18 protein-coding genes are annotated in these 15,608 nt (G+C 63.2%); 8 read left to right on the forward strand and 10 right to left on the reverse strand.

Annotated features, from left to right (window positions below; all coding sequences use genetic code 11):
* Positions 1–57 precede the first annotated feature (57 nt).
* The 6 genes from ASD72_RS08665 (at position 58) to ASD72_RS20535 (ending at position 5,700) form a co-directional block, all read left to right on the forward strand.
* Positions 58–993 (forward strand): dehydrogenase, encoded by a 936-nt coding sequence (locus ASD72_RS08665; RefSeq protein ID WP_235577976.1) that lies wholly within the window; start codon positions 58–60, stop codon positions 991–993.
* On the forward strand, positions 990–1,577 hold the full coding sequence (locus ASD72_RS08670) for a D-sedoheptulose 7-phosphate isomerase (RefSeq protein ID WP_056879511.1): 588 nt from the start codon (positions 990–992) through the stop codon (positions 1,575–1,577). Before ASD72_RS08665 ends, ASD72_RS08670 begins: the two co-directional genes overlap by 4 nt.
* A complete protein-coding gene (locus tag ASD72_RS08675; protein WP_200948853.1) occupies positions 1,564–2,259 on the forward strand; it encodes a nucleotidyltransferase family protein in 696 nt (231 codons plus the stop codon). The genes ASD72_RS08670 and ASD72_RS08675 overlap by 14 nt, the downstream gene beginning before the upstream one ends.
* Complete coding sequence (locus tag ASD72_RS08680; protein ID WP_155944550.1) at positions 2,259–2,843, forward strand: HAD family hydrolase; 585 nt, start codon at positions 2,259–2,261, stop codon at positions 2,841–2,843. Before ASD72_RS08675 ends, ASD72_RS08680 begins: the two co-directional genes overlap by 1 nt.
* A 97-nt stretch (positions 2,844–2,940) precedes the next feature.
* A complete protein-coding gene (locus ASD72_RS08685) occupies positions 2,941–4,848 on the forward strand; it encodes a hypothetical protein (protein ID WP_155944551.1) in 1,908 nt (635 codons plus the stop codon).
* 36 nt (positions 4,849–4,884) lie between these two features.
* Positions 4,885–5,700: a class I SAM-dependent methyltransferase gene (locus tag ASD72_RS20535; protein WP_155944552.1), complete on the forward strand. Its 816-nt coding sequence runs from the start codon at positions 4,885–4,887 to the stop codon at positions 5,698–5,700.
* Between the two features lie 12 nt (positions 5,701–5,712).
* On the opposite strand, the gene ASD72_RS08695 is transcribed toward ASD72_RS20535, so the two are convergent.
* From ASD72_RS08695 to ASD72_RS08740, 10 genes are all read right to left on the reverse strand, one after another.
* The gene (locus ASD72_RS08695) at positions 5,713–6,090 is read right to left on the reverse strand and encodes a GtrA family protein (protein ID WP_056879514.1); all 378 of its coding nucleotides are present in this window, start codon (positions 6,088–6,090) and stop codon (positions 5,713–5,715) included.
* Positions 6,091–6,097: 7 nt separating this feature from the next.
* Positions 6,098–6,883, reverse strand: a complete 786-nt coding sequence (locus ASD72_RS08700; protein ID WP_056879515.1) for a MaoC/PaaZ C-terminal domain-containing protein — start codon at positions 6,881–6,883, stop codon at positions 6,098–6,100.
* A 2-nt stretch (positions 6,884–6,885) separates the two neighbouring features.
* Positions 6,886–7,854, reverse strand: coding sequence for a hypothetical protein (locus tag ASD72_RS08705; protein WP_155944553.1), 969 nt, complete (start codon positions 7,852–7,854; stop codon positions 6,886–6,888).
* A gap of 7 nt (positions 7,855–7,861) precedes the next feature.
* On the reverse strand, positions 7,862–8,665 hold the full coding sequence (locus tag ASD72_RS08710; RefSeq protein ID WP_081420238.1) for a WxcM-like domain-containing protein: 804 nt from the start codon (positions 8,663–8,665) through the stop codon (positions 7,862–7,864).
* Positions 8,662–9,639, reverse strand: coding sequence for a glycosyltransferase family 2 protein (locus tag ASD72_RS08715; RefSeq protein ID WP_056879518.1), 978 nt, complete (start codon positions 9,637–9,639; stop codon positions 8,662–8,664). Before ASD72_RS08715 ends, ASD72_RS08710 begins: the two co-directional genes overlap by 4 nt.
* Positions 9,624–10,727 carry a DegT/DnrJ/EryC1/StrS family aminotransferase gene (locus ASD72_RS08720; protein WP_056879519.1) on the reverse strand — a complete coding sequence of 368 codons (1,104 nt, stop codon included), beginning with the start codon at positions 10,725–10,727 and terminating at the stop codon, positions 9,624–9,626. Before ASD72_RS08720 ends, ASD72_RS08715 begins: the two co-directional genes overlap by 16 nt.
* 69 nt (positions 10,728–10,796) lie before the next feature.
* Positions 10,797–11,255, reverse strand: a complete 459-nt coding sequence (locus ASD72_RS08725; protein WP_056879520.1) for a hypothetical protein — start codon at positions 11,253–11,255, stop codon at positions 10,797–10,799.
* A gap of 77 nt (positions 11,256–11,332) precedes the next feature.
* Positions 11,333–12,280: an electron transfer flavoprotein subunit alpha/FixB family protein gene (locus ASD72_RS08730; RefSeq protein WP_056879521.1), complete on the reverse strand. Its 948-nt coding sequence runs from the start codon at positions 12,278–12,280 to the stop codon at positions 11,333–11,335.
* Positions 12,280–13,026 carry an electron transfer flavoprotein subunit beta/FixA family protein gene (locus ASD72_RS08735; protein ID WP_056879522.1) on the reverse strand — a complete coding sequence of 249 codons (747 nt, stop codon included), beginning with the start codon at positions 13,024–13,026 and terminating at the stop codon, positions 12,280–12,282. The genes ASD72_RS08730 and ASD72_RS08735 overlap by 1 nt, the downstream gene beginning before the upstream one ends.
* Positions 13,027–13,102: 76 nt before the next feature.
* Positions 13,103–14,035 (reverse strand): hypothetical protein, encoded by a 933-nt coding sequence (locus ASD72_RS08740; protein ID WP_056879523.1) that lies wholly within the window; start codon positions 14,033–14,035, stop codon positions 13,103–13,105.
* A 111-nt stretch (positions 14,036–14,146) separates the two neighbouring features.
* Here ASD72_RS08740 and ASD72_RS08745 point away from each other — a divergent pair, with 111 nt between their 5' ends.
* Positions 14,147–14,878, forward strand: a complete 732-nt coding sequence (locus ASD72_RS08745) for a CoA transferase subunit A (RefSeq protein ID WP_056879837.1) — start codon at positions 14,147–14,149, stop codon at positions 14,876–14,878.
* Positions 14,878–15,513, forward strand: a complete 636-nt coding sequence (locus ASD72_RS08750) for a CoA transferase subunit B (protein ID WP_056879524.1) — start codon at positions 14,878–14,880, stop codon at positions 15,511–15,513. The genes ASD72_RS08745 and ASD72_RS08750 overlap by 1 nt, the downstream gene beginning before the upstream one ends.
* Positions 15,514–15,608: the final 95 nt, after the last annotated feature.

Below are 15,608 nucleotides of genomic sequence, written 5' to 3' on the forward strand. Positions count from 1 at the left end.
CTGGCAGGGGGCGGGACGGACGTTTCGCCGTTCAGTGACCTGCATGGTGGCCAGGTCATGAACGTCACCATCGACAAGTTCGCCTATGTCACCATCGACGAGTCGCCTGGTCCGGACGTCGAACTGCACGCCACCGATGCAGGTATCGTGGAGCGCATCCCCGCAGGCCCCCTTCAGGGCGAGTTGGGGGGGCTGCAGCTCATGAAGGGCGTGTACGCCCGGATCTGCAAGCAGTTCCTGCAGGGAAGGTATCCCGCGATCCGTGTGCGCACGCATTCCGATGCGCCGCCGGGCTCCGGCCTGGGTTCGTCGTCCACCATGGTCGTGGCGCTGATCACCGCATTCGCGGAGTACTTTTCGCTGGCCCTGGGCGAGTACGACGTGGCGCAACTGGCCTACGAGATCGAGCGGCACGACCTGGGCTTGTCCGGCGGCAAGCAGGATCAGTACGCCGCCGCTTTCGGCGGCTTCAATTTCATGGAGTTCTACGGCGGGAACCGTGTAGTCGTCAATCCATTGCGGATCAAGGATTGGGTCTGGGCGGAGCTCGAGGCCAGTCTGGTCCTCTACTTCACCGGCGTCTCCCGGGAGTCCGCCCGCATCATCGACGAACAGGCACGCAATGTCGTGGAAGGAAACACCGATTCGGTGGAAGCGATGTTCCGGCTCAAGGAAGAAGCGGCGCAGATGAAGGAGGCGTTGTTGCTTGGCGACATCCGACGATTTGCCAGCGTCATGCAATCCGGATGGGAAGCGAAGAAGCGAATGGCGCGAAGCATCTCCAATCCGGATATCGATGCTCTCGAAGCGCTGGGTTTCGCTCATGGCGCGTTGGCGACGAAGGTGTCCGGCGCTGGCGGCGGTGGTTTCATGATGTTCGTCTGCGATCCCGCAGACCGGATGCGACTGGTCCGCGCGCTGTCTGGCGCGGGTGGAAGGGTTTACGATTCGCGGTTCTCGGCTGAAGGCGCGATTTCCTGGAGAGTGGCATGAGGCAATTCATCGATGCGGAGTTCTCGAAGACGCTCGCGAACTTCAATCGCATGGCGTCTGACGAGGCATTGAAGGAACAGATCGCGCGCGCAGTGGACATGTGCCTCGCCTCGCTGAAGAGCGAGGGAAAGATCCTGTTCGCAGGCAACGGTGGCAGCGCCGCCGATGCGCAGCATTGGGCAGGGGAGTTGGTCAGCCGCTTCTACTACGACCGACCAGGGTTGCCTGCGATCGCCTTGACGACCGATACCAGCATCCTGACCGCGATCGGGAACGACTACGGCTATGACTACACCTTCGCCCGGCAGGTGGAAGCCCTGGGTCGCCGGGGTGACGTCCTTGTCGTGATCTCGACATCCGGAAACTCACCGAACATCCTGCGTGCCGCTCAAGCAGCGAAGGATCGTGGAATCCTGGTGATCGGATTCACCGGCCAGAGCGGTGGCAAGCTGGCGCCCTTGAGCGACCTTTGCTTCTGCATTCCATCGGACGAGACGCCGCGCATACAAGAAGGCCACGAGTTCATCGGGCATCTCTTGTGCGCCCTTATCGAAGCCGGGATGTATCCGCGTGCAGCTGGCTGAGGAAGCGATCATTCTGGTGGGCGGGTTGGGTACGCGCCTGCGGACGCTGGTGAGCGATGTTCCCAAGCCACTCGCTCCGGTGGCTGGCCGGCCCTTTCTGGCCTGGGTGTTGGACGCGCTCTCCGATCATGGGATGCGTCGAGTGATTCTGGCGGCGGGGTATCGGGCCGAGCAGGTCGAGGCTGTCATAGGGCGGCGGTGGCGATCCATGGACGTGGCGTATTCGGTGGAGCCGGAGCCGCTAGGCACCGGCGGTGCCATTGCCTTGGCCAGGGAAAGTTTGGTGGGCGAGGCGGCCCATGTGCTGAATGGCGACAGCTTTCTGGACTATGAGCCCGGCTCGCTGCAGCGCCACACGCACTCATCTGGAGCGACGCTTGGGGTGGCCTTGGCGCGGGTAGCGGATGTCGGGCGTTATGGTGCGGCGCGATTGCGGGGCGGCCATGTTGTCGGCTTCAGCGAAAAAGGTGGCGTCGGCCAAGGTTGGATCAACGCGGGTTGCTATTACCTCGGTCCGCAGGCCTTGGCGGGTTTGCCGTCGGGCGCATCCTCTTTCGAATCCGACGTGCTGGCGCCCGCGGTATCGGATGGCGAAGTGGCGGGATTGCAGTTCGAGGGTCGATTCATCGACATCGGGGTGCCCGACGATTTCCAGCGGGCGCAAATCCTGTTCGCGCGCTGATGATGCATACGACGATACGCCCTCCCTACCTCGATCCGGGTTCGAAGCTGTGGCCGTCAGAGCCCGCGCCGAGACGCGCATTGTTTCTCGATCGCGACGGCGTCATCAATGTTGACCATGGTTATGTGCACACGGCTGCGCAGACTGACTGGATGCCGGGCATCTTCGAACTGGTGGCGCAAGCCAGGGAGATCGGCCTGCTTCCCGTCATTGTCACCAACCAGGCGGGGATCGCGCGCGGTTACTACGATGAGACTGCTTTCCTGGCATATACCGCTTGGGTCCATGCCGAGTTCCGGAGGCGAGGATCGCCAATAGCGGCAACCTATTTTTGTCCGCACCATCCTAGCGCAGGCGTGAGCGAGCTCCGGTGCGAATGCGCTTGCCGCAAGCCGCAACCCGGAATGTTGTTGGCCGCGGCTCAGCGGCTGGATATCGACCTTGCCGGATCGGCGATGGTGGGCGACAAGGAAAGCGACATCGAAGCCGCAAGGCGGGCTGGTGTGGAGACCGCGATGCTGGTCACCGCAGACGATTTGGCGCCCGTCATCGAAAGGCTCTCTTCGTGGGGCCGAAGGGTTTGAGCGATCGATCGTGCCCCGCGCGTCATCGCCATGCAGGTGTCGCGTCGACACGACGACCGGATTCCCCGACTGGAACGACCGTACAAAGGAACGCAAAGTGGACAGAGTTGAAACGATAGGTTCGAGCGATGCGCCCCTTCCGGTCGGCACTGGGTGGTGGAAGCTGTTCGCAGTCGCAATGTTGACGTCGACGACGGTCCATCTGCTCGTATTCCATCCGTACTACTTCGGGGACGAGCTGTTCAATTTCGCGATGGCCGATTCTTCTGGGGGTGGTTTCCTGGAAACCTTCGCCAAGCTGAACTCCTACAAGCCTCGGCTGCTCTTCAATGGCTGGTGGGCACTCATTTCCACCGCCGATCTATCCCGCTTCACGCCCATGCTCATCTCGGCGGCGTTCCTTGCGGCGACGCTGGCGGCGGCTTGCGTCCTGGTGCAATGGCGCGATCGCAAAGCCTTTCTCCTGCAGATCGTCCTTGTGCTCGTCATCGTGACCTGCAGATTTGGCGCAATGCTGCCGTTCGACTACGTGGCGTCGATCATCGAGTTCTCTTCACTCGCATTCTTTCTCTTCGGCCTGGTGGTCCTGACTAGGGCGCACTTCCTGGAACAGGCACGGATGAAGCCAGGTCTCCTTGCGCTGGCACTGTTCGCTGCCGCGATCTTTTCGCATGAGCGGTACGTGGCGGCCGTCTTGGCCGTGGGTGGCGTGATCGGGCTGATGGGGTTGCTGCGTCGTAGGCCCGAGGGCATGGCCTGGGGTGTCATCCTGGGAGGACTGGGGCCGCTCGCGTTTGTTGCGTTGAGCAAGATGATCTCCGTCGTCTCCTTGTCCACCGGCACCGCCGGCCTATCTGTAACGCTGGGACACGACACGCTGAAGGCTGCGGGAATCTATCTGGGCAACCTGTTTCTCGCTACCAGCCAAGGCCATAGCTGGTTTTTCGCCAAGCTTCCAGCCGAACCTTTGTCCACATGGTTGGTGGCGATAACGGGAGTAGCATTGTTAGGGTGGTCAGTTGATGCGGTACGACGCAGAAAGTGCTCAGACCTGAGCCTTTATCTGTTCGTTTCGATGTTGGCCCTGCTCATGATTGCCTGCCTTCCGGGCACGGGGCGGCAGGAAGCGCGCTGGCTTTTCCCGGCATTCGTGCTTTTTGCGGTCATGGTGGCGACCCACGGCACCGCATGGGTGCGTCTGGTCATGCTCGGCACGATGCTGGTCGCCAACGTTGCGTTCCTGCAGTACGGAAGCCCCGAGAAGATCTACAACATCGTCGCCTCAAGTCAGGCACGCGATCTCTCGCTGGCGCTTAACCACGTGAAGGCCCCAGGAGCGGTCGGGCTACTCATCGGTGAGCGTGAGCCTGATGTCAGCTGGATGTTGGGAGGTGGCGGGTTTGGCCCGGGCCTGTCTACGACACCGGGCGTCCAGTTCAGTCGGATCAATCTGCCGGAAGGCGTCCATGTATTTCGTGCCGTGGATGACGCCAAAGCGCAGCTCGGCCTGGAGCCGGATTTCGGCGTGAAGGCCGTCGGATCGGGAAGCTATGCGTTCATGACGCAGCGTGAACTCCGTTCGGCGACGACCGCTGATGTGCCGCCGTTGACAGCGTTGCACAGGTTGGGAGGGGACGGTGCGTGGCAGGAATGGACGCTGCGTGGACTGGCCACGGAGGCCACCGGCGAGTTGTACCTGACGGCGGATGCGGACGGGTTCCTGAGGGTGCCGGTCCAGCAGCTTGAAGGTCGTCGTCTTGTCTACCGGATGAGCAGCCTTTCAGGCCGCCCGGTCCAGGCAAGATTGCAGGTCAACTGGATGGCGGAATCCGACAGGTTTCTATCCGCCGCCATTCAGGTGGTCGATGTGGGGGAGGGAGGGAAGGACTACGCGATGTTCCTCGCCCCTCCCGTCGGAGCCAAGGATGGACTGGTGTATGTCACTCTTGCCGCCTCGAATGTGACATCCAACGTGCATGTGGAGTTCGTCGGCATCGAACCGTAGGATGTGCATGCCGAAGTCTGGGAGGGCGATGGGACCATGGTCGAGTTTTCGTTTCAGAGACTGGAAGAAAGGGCCGATCACCCGGGGCTGCGCGAAAGCTGGTTGCATTCGCATGCGCTAACCGAGCAACTGCGGAGAACTCCCGATTCGGTCTCAATGCGTTGTGGCGTCTGCGACAACGATCAGCGTCTACTCGAGTCGGAAGATTGGCGCGAAGGCATGCGTTGCGAACGCTGCGGATTGTCGGCGCGTCTGCGTTCTTCGGTGGAGTTCCTTCGACAATCATGCCCCCCGGATCTACCGCTGTATTGCACGGAGCAGGCTACCGCCCTCTACGTGCGACTGCAGCGAGGCTGGCCTCGAGTGCAGGGCTCTGAGTTTGCGCCGAGCGCCACGCAACGAGAATCGCTTGCGCGTCACCTGCGCGGGTTGGGGGGGCACGGCGGAGTCGATTTCCAGGATGTGACCCGGCTGACCTGGGAAGATGCTTCCTTCCAGGCCGTCTATTCTGGCGATGTGCTGGAACATGTGCCGGACTATCGTGCAGCACTCGCGGAATTCCGTCGCGTCTTGCGGCCAGGAGGTGTACTCGTCGCAACGTATCCTTTCACGGATGCGGAATCCACCGTGGTGCGAGCCAAGTTGACGGACTCCGGCGAGGTCATGCATCTGCTTCCTCCTGAGTACCACGGCGATCCGATCAGCGGAGGAGTGTTGTGTTTCTATCATTTCGGCTGGGACATCCTGGATGAAGTCCGTGATGCCGGCTTCAGTGACGCGCGGATGGTCATGCCGTGGGATCCGGAAGGCGGCATCTACTTCGGTAACTGGACCCTGATCGCCAAGCGATAGACGGGGGTCGAATCAATCCGGGCGATGAATCAGCTTGCGGGTCAGGGCGAAATTCAAGGGCAGCACGATCAAGGTCGCCACGACGGGCGCTATCGTCTTGGGTACGTTGAGGATTTCTACCGCTACCCAGACTATCGACAGGGATGCGAGGTAATTGACAACGTGGATGAGGGGAAATGCAACTAGCTTCACCCAGCTCCAGGATGTGCGAAACACGAACCAGGTATTGATCGCGAATCCGGACAGTATGGTCAGCGCATAGCTCACGGTGTACGCCCATGCGTATGGCATCCAAGGCAGCAGCATCCAATACAGCGCGTACGAGAGCAGCGTATTGGCGCCGCCACCGATAAGGAAGCGCACGCCTTGTCCAGCGAGAATTCTGCGCATCCGGCGTCTAGCCCCTGGGTGGTCGGAGCATCACATCGTTGTACGACACCGTGCAATGCCGGCCGTCCTGATCCAGCAGTTGGGCGACCACGAGATGAGTGCCCTTGGCTATGTCGTGGCGTGGCGTGGAAATCCGGACTCTGTAGGGGCGATTCGCGTACACGGGAGCGAAGTAGCTCGCCGCATTGCGCAGGAAGATGGTGCCGGCACCCGGATACTCGGTGCCGAGCAGTCGGGTCAGCCAGCCGTTGAAGATCATGCCGTGGGTTATCCGTTCCTCGAAACCTTGGCTGCGTGCGAATTCATCGTCGAAATGCAATGGATTCAGATCGCCGCTCTGCTCTCCGTATGCCTGGACGTCTTCATCCGTCAGCGAGAACTCCCGCTCCAAGACCGGCAGCACGCTCCGCGAAAGCGCAGGCAGCAGGCGCAAGACCCACAGGGATTCCGCGACGCCGTAGCCAGAGCGAAGCAGTGCATCGAGCTCGTCTGCTCGCCCCGGCGCGATATGGAGCTCCAGATCCGGGCGACTGCCCGGCAGGTCGTGTGTACCCCCTTCTTCGCGTGTCGCGCGCATGCGCAATCGCAGCATTTGCTCTGCGGAGGTCACGGGAAAACCGAGCTTGAGGCATCGTTCGATCCTGGCGGCAGAGGACGAAACGACCAGTACGTCGTCCACTCGCCCGGCGAGTATGGCCGATACCAAGTCGCGCTCCGTCCCGGAGGTGTCCAGCCACTCCAGTGTCGTTGCGGCACTCGAATCGACACCGGCTGGTAGGGGCTCTGTCTTCATGTTCAAAGCACCTTGCGAAAAATATGCTCGCCTTTACCGAACTGGTAGCCCAACTTCTCCCAGCAGCGGATCACCGCATTGTTGGTCAGTTGGGTGATCAGGAAGCTGTGCTCGGCGCCCATACTGCGCAAGTGCTCGTCCAGTTCGGAAATGATGCGCACGTACCATCCCTTGTGGCGTGGAGTGACGGCGCTCAACACGGGCTGTGCCAGCTTGAGGCCCCAGCCATCCCAGTGGTCCCGATGGTACTTGGCCGTGCAGAATGCTTCAGGCTCATCCACGTCGGGCACGATGGTGGCATCGGCGAAGCCGTCCCGTATCGATGCCTCTACCCAGCGTTCCATCATGCGATCCGCGTCTGCGTCGCTTATGACAAGGTCGGCGTGGAACCGGTCGTAGGGATTGATCATGGTGCGCGCGGCGCGCGCCAACGAAGGAATGTCGGCTTCGATGGCTAGCCGTACGGAATGCCGATCCACCGGTGGGGCTAGCAGCGGACGGTGGTAGTGGCATCTCGTCTCGATGAGTTCGAAGCCGTTTGCGGTCAGCAGTCGCAACGAATACAGATCATTCGGCGAGACTGGAGCGAACACGTACTGGATTCCGCGGGAGGCGGCTACCTGTAGTGAGCGGCGCAGGGCACTTGCGCCGCCAGCACTATCGTCCCTCAATCCTACGCGCCGGCCAGGGAGAACGGCATTGAGGCGAGCGGTCTGCATGGAGAAGAAGTCCGAATCCCACGGCAGCCGCTCCATCAGTACCCAGAACTCTTCATTGTCAACGACTGCGCCAAAGCGGAAATCGTCCTGCTGCGCGAGTGGGCGAAACCATTGCTTCAGCATGACATCGCGATCGTAGTCGCGGTCAATGCCGCGTATGAAGGCGTGAGGGCCTTCGACACCGCTCTGGCGCGCCCTTGCGAGAAGTGTGTCGGCGCCGTACTCGTCCAGAAGTTGGCTCAGCTCGGTCATGGTCAAATCAGTCCTTCTTCTCCACGAGCCGGATGAAGTCCGCATAGTCGCGGATGTACTCCTCGGCATCGTAGAACTCGGATGCGAAAACCATCAGGACCGCGTCCGGAGAGTATTTATACTGGACACCCCATGTCAGAGGGGGAAGGTGGATGCCGACCGACGGGTCGTCCAGTTGGAATTCCTCGCGGTTGATGCCGTCGTCAGCGACCACCGCCAGGCTGCCATGCGCGCAGACCAGGAACTGGTGGCATGTGCGGTGTGCATGCTCTCCCCGGACTTCTGCATTCGGTACGCCGAAGACCATGAAATAGCGTTTGGCGTCGAAGGGCACCGAGCGGCCGAATTCGCCTACCGTCAGGTTGCCGCGCAGATCCAAGACTTTAGGCAAGCGATGCAGTGTGACCCCGCGCACGCTCGATCTCGTGACCCCCGGTGCGGATGGGGCCTGGTTCACCGTGTTCCGTCCTGCGTGGTCGTCGCTGACGGTGTAGCCGATGATCTGTGCGGGATTCCCAGCAACCACGGAGTGAGGCGGTACGTCCCGCGTCACCACGGCGCCCGCCTGCACCAACGCCTGCCGCGCGATGATCACCGTTCCGGCAACGACGGCGCCTGCCTGAACGTGCGCACCGTCTTCCAGCACGATCGTCCCGTCCTTCCCCGCATCCAAGATCACGCCGGCATCGATCTGGCAGTGCTCGCCGATATCGCATGCGCCATTGATCACCACGCCGGGCGCGAGGTGCGCGCTGGCAGCGACACGGCCTCGCGAGGAGGCAAGCATATTGTCCGGCACGGCATGAGTCATTTCTGCTCCTTGGGATGAGGGGACGGCTCGCCGAACCGGTCCAGCATCATCGGTATGCTGAGGGGCCTGTGCTTCGTATTCTCGTAGGCTCGCCAAGCGTAGTTGCCGACCAGACCAAGACCCAGTGCGTTCAAGCCGCCAAAGAAGAGCACGGTCAGCATCGTGCCTGTATAACCCGGCACATCAACCTCGCCGAGCAGGCGGGCCAGGAGGACGGCAATGCCCAAGGTGATGGCGAGCACCATTCCCAGGATGCCGCTGGCAAGCAACAGGCGGATCGGGGCATCCGTGAAGGCAAATACACTATCCAGCAGGTAGGTGAACTTCTTCCTGAATGTCCACGCGCTCTTGCCATGAACCCGCTCACGTCGTACGTAGGGAACGAAGATTCGCCGCCCGCCCATCCAGAACAACAGTGCCAGCAGGCTGCTGTTGGCTTCCGAAAAACCCGTCACGCGATCCAGGAAGGCGCGGTTGACCGCAAATACATCCACGCCGCCAACAGGGACATCGCGCTGGACGAAGCTGCGATAGATCCTCCAGAACATCGCGGAAAACACCTTGGACATCATCGGGTCATTGCGCGCCTCGCGCACCCCGAACGCAATGTCGCCCTCGCCTTTTTCCAAGCGAGAGAAGAAATCCAGGACAAGTTCGGGGGGCTCTTGGAGATCGGCCGCCATGACGGCTGCGAACTCTCCTCGCGCATGCAGCATCCCTTCGCGGATTGCGGCGAAAGACCCGAAGTTGCGGGATAGCGATATCAGCTGTGCCCGCAGGCCGCTGGAGGGCAGGCGGGCCTTCAGTCGGGCGTGCGAGTCGTCGGGACTTCCGTCGACGACGAAAATGACTTCGAGGCGACTATCGAGCGCTTCGTGCAGCGCTCGGCAAGCGGGCACAAGTTCGTCGATGTTCTCGGCGTTCCTATAGACCGGGATTATCAGCGAGTAGCGTGGATTCAGAACTGGTTGCATGCATCGATCACTCGCTCGACTTCCTCATCGGTCAGCTCCGGGAAACAGGGCAAAGTGAGTGCCGTGGTCGCGAGCTTCTCAGTAACGGGCAGTTGGATGTGGTCGTAGGCGCCCTGGTGGCAGGGTTGGCGATGGTCGGGTACGGGGTAGTGAATGTCCGTCTGCACGCCGAGACCTTCCAGGTGGGCGCGCAGTGCGTCGCGACGATCACTATGGACAACATAGAGATGCGCGACATAACGCTCATCTGCGGGCGCCGGAACGGTGATGCCGCTGTTCTGGATCCCGTTCGAATAGCGATTGGCGATGTCGCGCCTTCGGGCGTTCCATCCGTCGAGCATGGGCAGCATCGTAAGAAGCATCCGCGCCTGGATCTCGTCGAGTCGACTGTTGCGCCCCCCCACATGCGTATTGGTGTACTTGGCCGTCCAGCCGTACTGACGCAGCTGGCGGGCCCGCTGGCCTATTTCGGCGCTCGAGGTGACGATCGCGCCACCGTCGCCCAGTGCGCCGAGATTCTTCGTCGGATAGAAACTGAATGCCGCTACATCGCCGAAGCTGCCGGCGGCACGGCCGCTGGACCGCGCGCCGTGCGCCTGTGCGCAATCCTCGACAATGGCAACGCCGCGGGATCGGCATAGCTCCACGATTTGATCGATATGCGCGAGCCGGCCATACAGATGAGTGACGATGACGGCCTTGATGTCGCCAGTGGCCAGCGCTTCCGCCAACAGCGTGGGTTCTATGAGCGCGCCCTCGCTGTCGACGTCGACAAAGATGGGCGTCGCCCCGCACGCCAGCACGGCCGTTGTGCCGTACATGGCGGCATTCGCCACGACGACGACCCGGCTGCCGACACCCACTCCTACCGATTTCAATGCCAGCTCCAGCGCATCCGTGCCGTTTGCAACGCCAATACAATCACTGGCACCACAATAGGCTGCGAAAGTGCGCTCGAACTCAGCGACCCCCGGCCCCAACACGTAGTGCCCACTATCGATGACCCTCGCAGCGTCGGCGGAGAGCGCGGCCTTGAGCGGAGCGATATGTCGGGCTAGCGAGTTGACGGGAACGACTGAGGTGGTCATCGGAGGTATGGCCTGGGCGAACGGAAAGGAGAGCGGGTCATCCGTGTCGACAACCCGGTGTGATGATGTCTACTGCGCGACCGGCTGTGTCGGTGGCGTGCAGGCCGGGCCGGAAATCACGACGCGATCGAGTTCGGCCCCATTCGCCTTGTCCCGGAGAACGAAAACAGTTCCCGAATACACCCAGGGGCCCGACTCCGCGTCGCCCACGGGTCCGCCAGCGGCAAACAGCTTGGCAGCCATGTCATCGCCCACGGACAGCTCGACAGCCGCGATGTCGGGATTCGACCTGGCGTCCCAGTGGAACTTGGCGACGCTACCGGTGGCGCAACCCGCCGCACCCGGTGTGGCCGTCAATAGCTGGTTGACCCCCGTTGCCCGGGTGCTTGTGGGGCTGGTATCGGCAGGTTCCTTCGACGCCGGGGGTGTCGTCGGCGGGCTATCGATCGCGGGGGCCTCGGATTGCTTGCAACCAGTTGAGATCAACAGAGACGCCAACAACAGGGCAGATAGATACTTGTTCATCATCCAATCCTGGGAACATGAAACAAAGGTCGCTCGATCATCGCCGTCGCGGACAGACTTGCCGACAAGTGGTACGTGACTCAGCTCGCAGCCAGCGAGGACTCCAGCTCCGGCAGCAACTGGAACAAATCCCCCACCAATCCGATATCCGCGATCTCGAAGATCGGCGCTTCGCCGTCCTTGTTGATCGCCACGATGGTACCTGCGTCCTTGATGCCGGTCAGGTGCTGGATGGCGCCGGAGATGCCGACCGCCACGTACAGCTCGGGGGCGATGATCTTGCCGGTCTGGCCGACCTGCAGTTCGTTCGGCACGTAGCCGGCGTCCACCGCGGCGCGCGAAGCACCGACGGCGGCGCCCAGCTTGTCGGCCAGCGCATAGATGACCTTGAAGTTCTCGGCAGAGCCCACGCCGCGGCCACCGGAGACGACGCGCTTGGCGCTCTGCAGGTCGGGGCGGTCGGACTTGCCGGCGGCCAGGCCGACGTAGCGGGTGTGCGTGGGCAGGGCAGCGTCCACGCTGGCGGCTTCGATCGCCGCGCTGCCGCCCCTGGCGGCTTCCGGCCAGGACGCCGTGCGCACGGTGGCGACCACAGGTTGGTCGGCCGGAGTTTCAACGGTGATGATCGCGTTGCCGGCGTAGATCGGGCGCTTGAAGGTGTGCGTGCCTTTCACGGCCATCAGGTCGGAGACCTGGTTGACGCCGAGCAGGGCGGCGACGCAGGGCAGCAGGTCCTTGCCGAACGTGGTCGACGGCGCGAACACGTGCGTGTAGCCCGCGGCGAGCTTGGCGATCTGCGGGGCCAGCACCTGGGCGATGGCATTCGTGTTGGCGGCGTTGGCGACGGTCAGTACCTTGGCGACGCCGGCGATCTGCGCGGCGTCGGCGGCGACGGCCGTCGGATCGGCGGCCAGCACGACCACATCGATGGCGTCGGCCTTCACGGCCGCGGCAGCGCTGACGGTTTTGGCGGTTGAAGCGTTGAGCTTGCCGTCGAGGTGTTCGGCGATGACGAGAACCTTGCTCATTACAGCAACCCCTTCTGCTTGAGTGCGGCGACCAGTTCGGCCGCGTCCTTCACCATCACGCCCTTGCTGCGCTTGGCAGGCGGGGCGTAGTGCGTGGTCTTGTGCGTGTCGGCGGATTCGACGCCGAGGTCGGCCAGCTGCAGCGTTTCCAGCGGCTTGCTCTTGGCCTTCATGATGTCGGGCAGCTTGATGAAGCGCGGTTCGTTGAGGCGCAGGTCGGTCGTGACGACCGCAGGCAGGTCGATGTCCAGCGTTTCCAGGCCGGCATCGACCTCGCGCACCACCGTGGCCTTGCCGTCGGCGATGTCGAGCTTGCCGGCGAACGTCGCCTGCGGACGGCCCCACAGCGTGGCCAGCATCTGGCCGGTCTGGTTGGCGTCGTCGTCGATGGCCTGCTTGCCGAGGATCACCAGGTCCGGCGACTCCTTCTCGACGAGCTTCAGCAGGGTGCGGGCGGCGGTCAGCGGCTGGATGGCCTGGTCGGTGACCACGTGGATGGCGCGGTTGGCGCCCATGGCCAGGCCATTGCGCAGGTGGGCCTGGGCGTCGGCGGGGGCGATGGTGGCGACCACGACTTCCGTGGCGATGCCCTTGTCGCGCAGGCGCAGGGCTTCTTCCAGTGCGATTTCGTCGAAGGGGTTGGGGGACAGCTTGACGCCGTCGGTGACCACGCCGGACCCGTCCGGCTTGACCTGGATGCGGACGTTGTAGTCCACCACGCGCTTGTAGGCGACGAGAATCTTCATCCTGCGGGAATTCCTGTATGCGACGGTGAGGCCCGGCCGCGGCGGCTGGCCGAGGGCAGACTTGGGATTTTAGCCGTCAGGCGGGGGCCATGCGAGCCCGTACGGTGCCGTCCGCCAGTTGTGATGCGAGGACAGCCGCGAAACGGGCTGCACTGCCGGGAGCCTGGGCGAAAAACAGCGAAGGCTCCGTCAATTCCAGTTCCAGCAAGTACGGTTGCCCGTCCGCCCCGGTCAACAGGTCGATGCGCGCATAGGGAAGGGGCGTCTCAAGCTGTCGCAGGCGCGTGGTCGCGGCGAGGACCCGTTCGGCCAGCGCCTGCTCGGCGGGCGTCGCGACCGTCGCCACGATCTCGCCGAGGGCCATCGGTGCCTGCCGTGCCGTCTCGCCGGGGGGAAGTTGGGCGCTCTTGCGGGCGGCATGGCTGAACCGGCCATCGAAGTACAGCAGCGCGGTCTCACCGTGCTGGTCGACCGAGGCCAGGTAAGGCTGCAGCATCACGCTGCGCTCCTGTTCCAGCAACCGGCCGATATGGTTGCCGGCCACGAACTGCTGGCCCCGGGCGTACCGCTGGGTATCGCGAGCGCCGGCGCTCACCGCCGGTTTGACGACGAACTCCTGTGCGTCGAATGCGTCCAGGAACCCCGCCAGCGCGTCCATGGGCTCGGCATCGGGCTCCACGAACCGGGTGGGGACGACCGGGATCCCGATGGTGGCCAGATCCGCGAGATAGTGCTTGTCAGTGTTCCAGCGCACGACGTTCAGCGGATTGAGCAGGCGCGTCACCCGATCCGTGTGCTCGCACCAGGTCAGGAAGTCGGACAGCCGCTCGGTGTAGTCCCACGGCGAACGCAGCAACGCCGCATCGAAGCAGCCCCAGCTCACGGTCGGGTCGTCCCAGGCCACGGCGCGGGCGTGCAGGCCAGCGTCGGCACACGCATCGAGCAACGGAACGAGGTCATCGTCATGCCCGGTGGCAGCGACGGCGGTGACGAGGGCGACGGTTCTCATGCCGGAAGTGTACGCGCACGTCCCGCACGGGATTCCCATTGCCCGAAAGTACCTGTGTCGCCTAGGGGTGGCTGGGTAGAATGCGGACTTTCCTCACGAATGGATCGCGCCATGGCGGGTAACCCGGCCTCCGGAGGCAAACAGAAGGTCTATGCCAGCGCAGCAGCCGCGCTGGAAGGTGTCGTGTCGGATGGACAGACCCTGGCCGTCGGCGGCTTCGGCCTGTGCGGCATCCCCGAGGCGTTGATCGGCGCGCTGCGGGACAGTGGTGCGAAGGGGCTGACGGCGATCTCCAACAATGCGGGCGTCGATGGCTTCGGCCTGGGCCTGCTGCTGGAGACACGGCAGATCAAGAAGATGATTTCCTCCTACGTGGGCGAGAACAAGGAGTTCGAGCGCCAGTTCCTCTCGGGCGAGCTGGAGTTGGAGTTCAACCCGCAGGGCACGTTGGCGGAGCGGCTGCGTGCCGGCGGCGCCGGGATCCCGGCGTTCTTCACCCGCACCGGTTACGGCACGGTCGTGGCCGAAGGAAAGGAAACGCGCCAGTTCGGCGAACACTGGTACGTCATGGAGACCGCCCTGGCCGCCGACGTGTCGCTGGTCAAGGCATGGAAGGCAGACAAGGCCGGCAACCTGGTGTTCCGCAAGACGGCGCGCAACTTCAACCCGGCCTGCGCCATGGCCGGCAAGGTCTGCATCGCCGAGGTCGAGGAAGTGGTGGAGGTCGGCGCGATCGACCCCGACCATGTCCACCTGCCGGGCATCTACGTGGACCGCATCGTCCACAACCCGACCCCCGAGAAGCGCATCGAGCAGCGCACCGTCCGCCAAGGAGACAAGTGATGCCCTGGACCCGCGATGAGATGGCGCAGCGCGCCGCCCGCGAACTGACCGACGGTGCCTATGTGAACCTGGGCATCGGCCTGCCGACCCTGGTGGCCAATCACATTCCCGCGGGCGTGGACGTCTGGCTGCAGTCCGAGAACGGCCTGCTCGGGATCGGTCCGTTCCCGACCGAGGACGAGATCGACGCCGACCTCATCAATGCCGGCAAGCAGACCGTCACCGCGCGCGCGGGCGCCAGCTACTTCGGCAGCCACGACTCCTTCGCCATGATCCGCGGCGGCCACATCGACCTGGCCGTGCTGGGCGCCATGCAGGTCACCGACAAGGGCGACCTGGCCAACTGGATGGTCCCGGGCAAGATGGTCAAGGGCATGGGCGGCGCCATGGACCTGGTGGCTGGCGTCAAGCGCATCGTGGTGCTGATGGAGCACGTGGCCAAGGACGGGAGCCACAAGATCCTGCCGCAGTGCGACCTGCCCCTGACCGGCGTGGGCGTGGTAGACCGGATCATCACCGACTTGGCGGTGTTCGACGTGACCCCCGAGGGGTTGGTGCTGATCGAAGCGGCCGACGGTGTGGCCGAAGACGAGCTTCGGGCCAAGACCGGTGTCACCTTCTCCACGAGCTCTTGACCGGGCGCATCCGCAAGGCGTGACGCAGTTCAAACCTTGCGTGTTGCCTGCAAGCGACATCTGACTTTCAGCTGTACGCCTGCCTGCCGATAAAC

Origin of the sequence: Pseudoxanthomonas sp. Root630 (assembly GCF_001427585.1) — a bacterium.
In the GTDB taxonomy this organism is placed as follows: domain Bacteria; phylum Pseudomonadota; class Gammaproteobacteria; order Xanthomonadales; family Xanthomonadaceae; genus Pseudoxanthomonas_A.

Coding starts and splice junctions, on each gene's coding strand:
- ASD72_RS08740 (WP_056879523.1), bottom strand. CDS start 14,035: ATGAGAACCGTCGCCCTCGTCACCGCCGTCGCTGCCACCGGGCATGAC.
- ASD72_RS08700 (WP_056879515.1), bottom strand. CDS start 6,883: ATGAAGACAGAGCCCCTACCAGCCGGTGTCGATTCGAGTGCCGCAACG.
- ASD72_RS08730 (WP_056879521.1), bottom strand. CDS start 12,280: ATGAGCAAGGTTCTCGTCATCGCCGAACACCTCGACGGCAAGCTCAAC.
- ASD72_RS08665 (WP_235577976.1), top strand. CDS start 58: ATGAACGTCACCATCGACAAGTTCGCCTATGTCACCATCGACGAGTCG.
- ASD72_RS08725 (WP_056879520.1), bottom strand. CDS start 11,255: ATGATGAACAAGTATCTATCTGCCCTGTTGTTGGCGTCTCTGTTGATC.
- ASD72_RS08750 (WP_056879524.1), top strand. CDS start 14,878: ATGCCCTGGACCCGCGATGAGATGGCGCAGCGCGCCGCCCGCGAACTG.
- ASD72_RS08695 (WP_056879514.1), bottom strand. CDS start 6,090: ATGCGCAGAATTCTCGCTGGACAAGGCGTGCGCTTCCTTATCGGTGGC.
- ASD72_RS08680 (WP_155944550.1), top strand. CDS start 2,259: ATGATGCATACGACGATACGCCCTCCCTACCTCGATCCGGGTTCGAAG.
- ASD72_RS08710 (WP_081420238.1), bottom strand. CDS start 8,665: ATGACTCATGCCGTGCCGGACAATATGCTTGCCTCCTCGCGAGGCCGT.
- ASD72_RS08735 (WP_056879522.1), bottom strand. CDS start 13,026: ATGAAGATTCTCGTCGCCTACAAGCGCGTGGTGGACTACAACGTCCGC.
- ASD72_RS08670 (WP_056879511.1), top strand. CDS start 990: ATGAGGCAATTCATCGATGCGGAGTTCTCGAAGACGCTCGCGAACTTC.
- ASD72_RS08705 (WP_155944553.1), bottom strand. CDS start 7,854: ATGACCGAGCTGAGCCAACTTCTGGACGAGTACGGCGCCGACACACTT.
- ASD72_RS20535 (WP_155944552.1), top strand. CDS start 4,885: ATGGTCGAGTTTTCGTTTCAGAGACTGGAAGAAAGGGCCGATCACCCG.
- ASD72_RS08745 (WP_056879837.1), top strand. CDS start 14,147: ATGGCGGGTAACCCGGCCTCCGGAGGCAAACAGAAGGTCTATGCCAGC.
- ASD72_RS08720 (WP_056879519.1), bottom strand. CDS start 10,727: ATGACCACCTCAGTCGTTCCCGTCAACTCGCTAGCCCGACATATCGCT.
- ASD72_RS08715 (WP_056879518.1), bottom strand. CDS start 9,639: ATGCAACCAGTTCTGAATCCACGCTACTCGCTGATAATCCCGGTCTAT.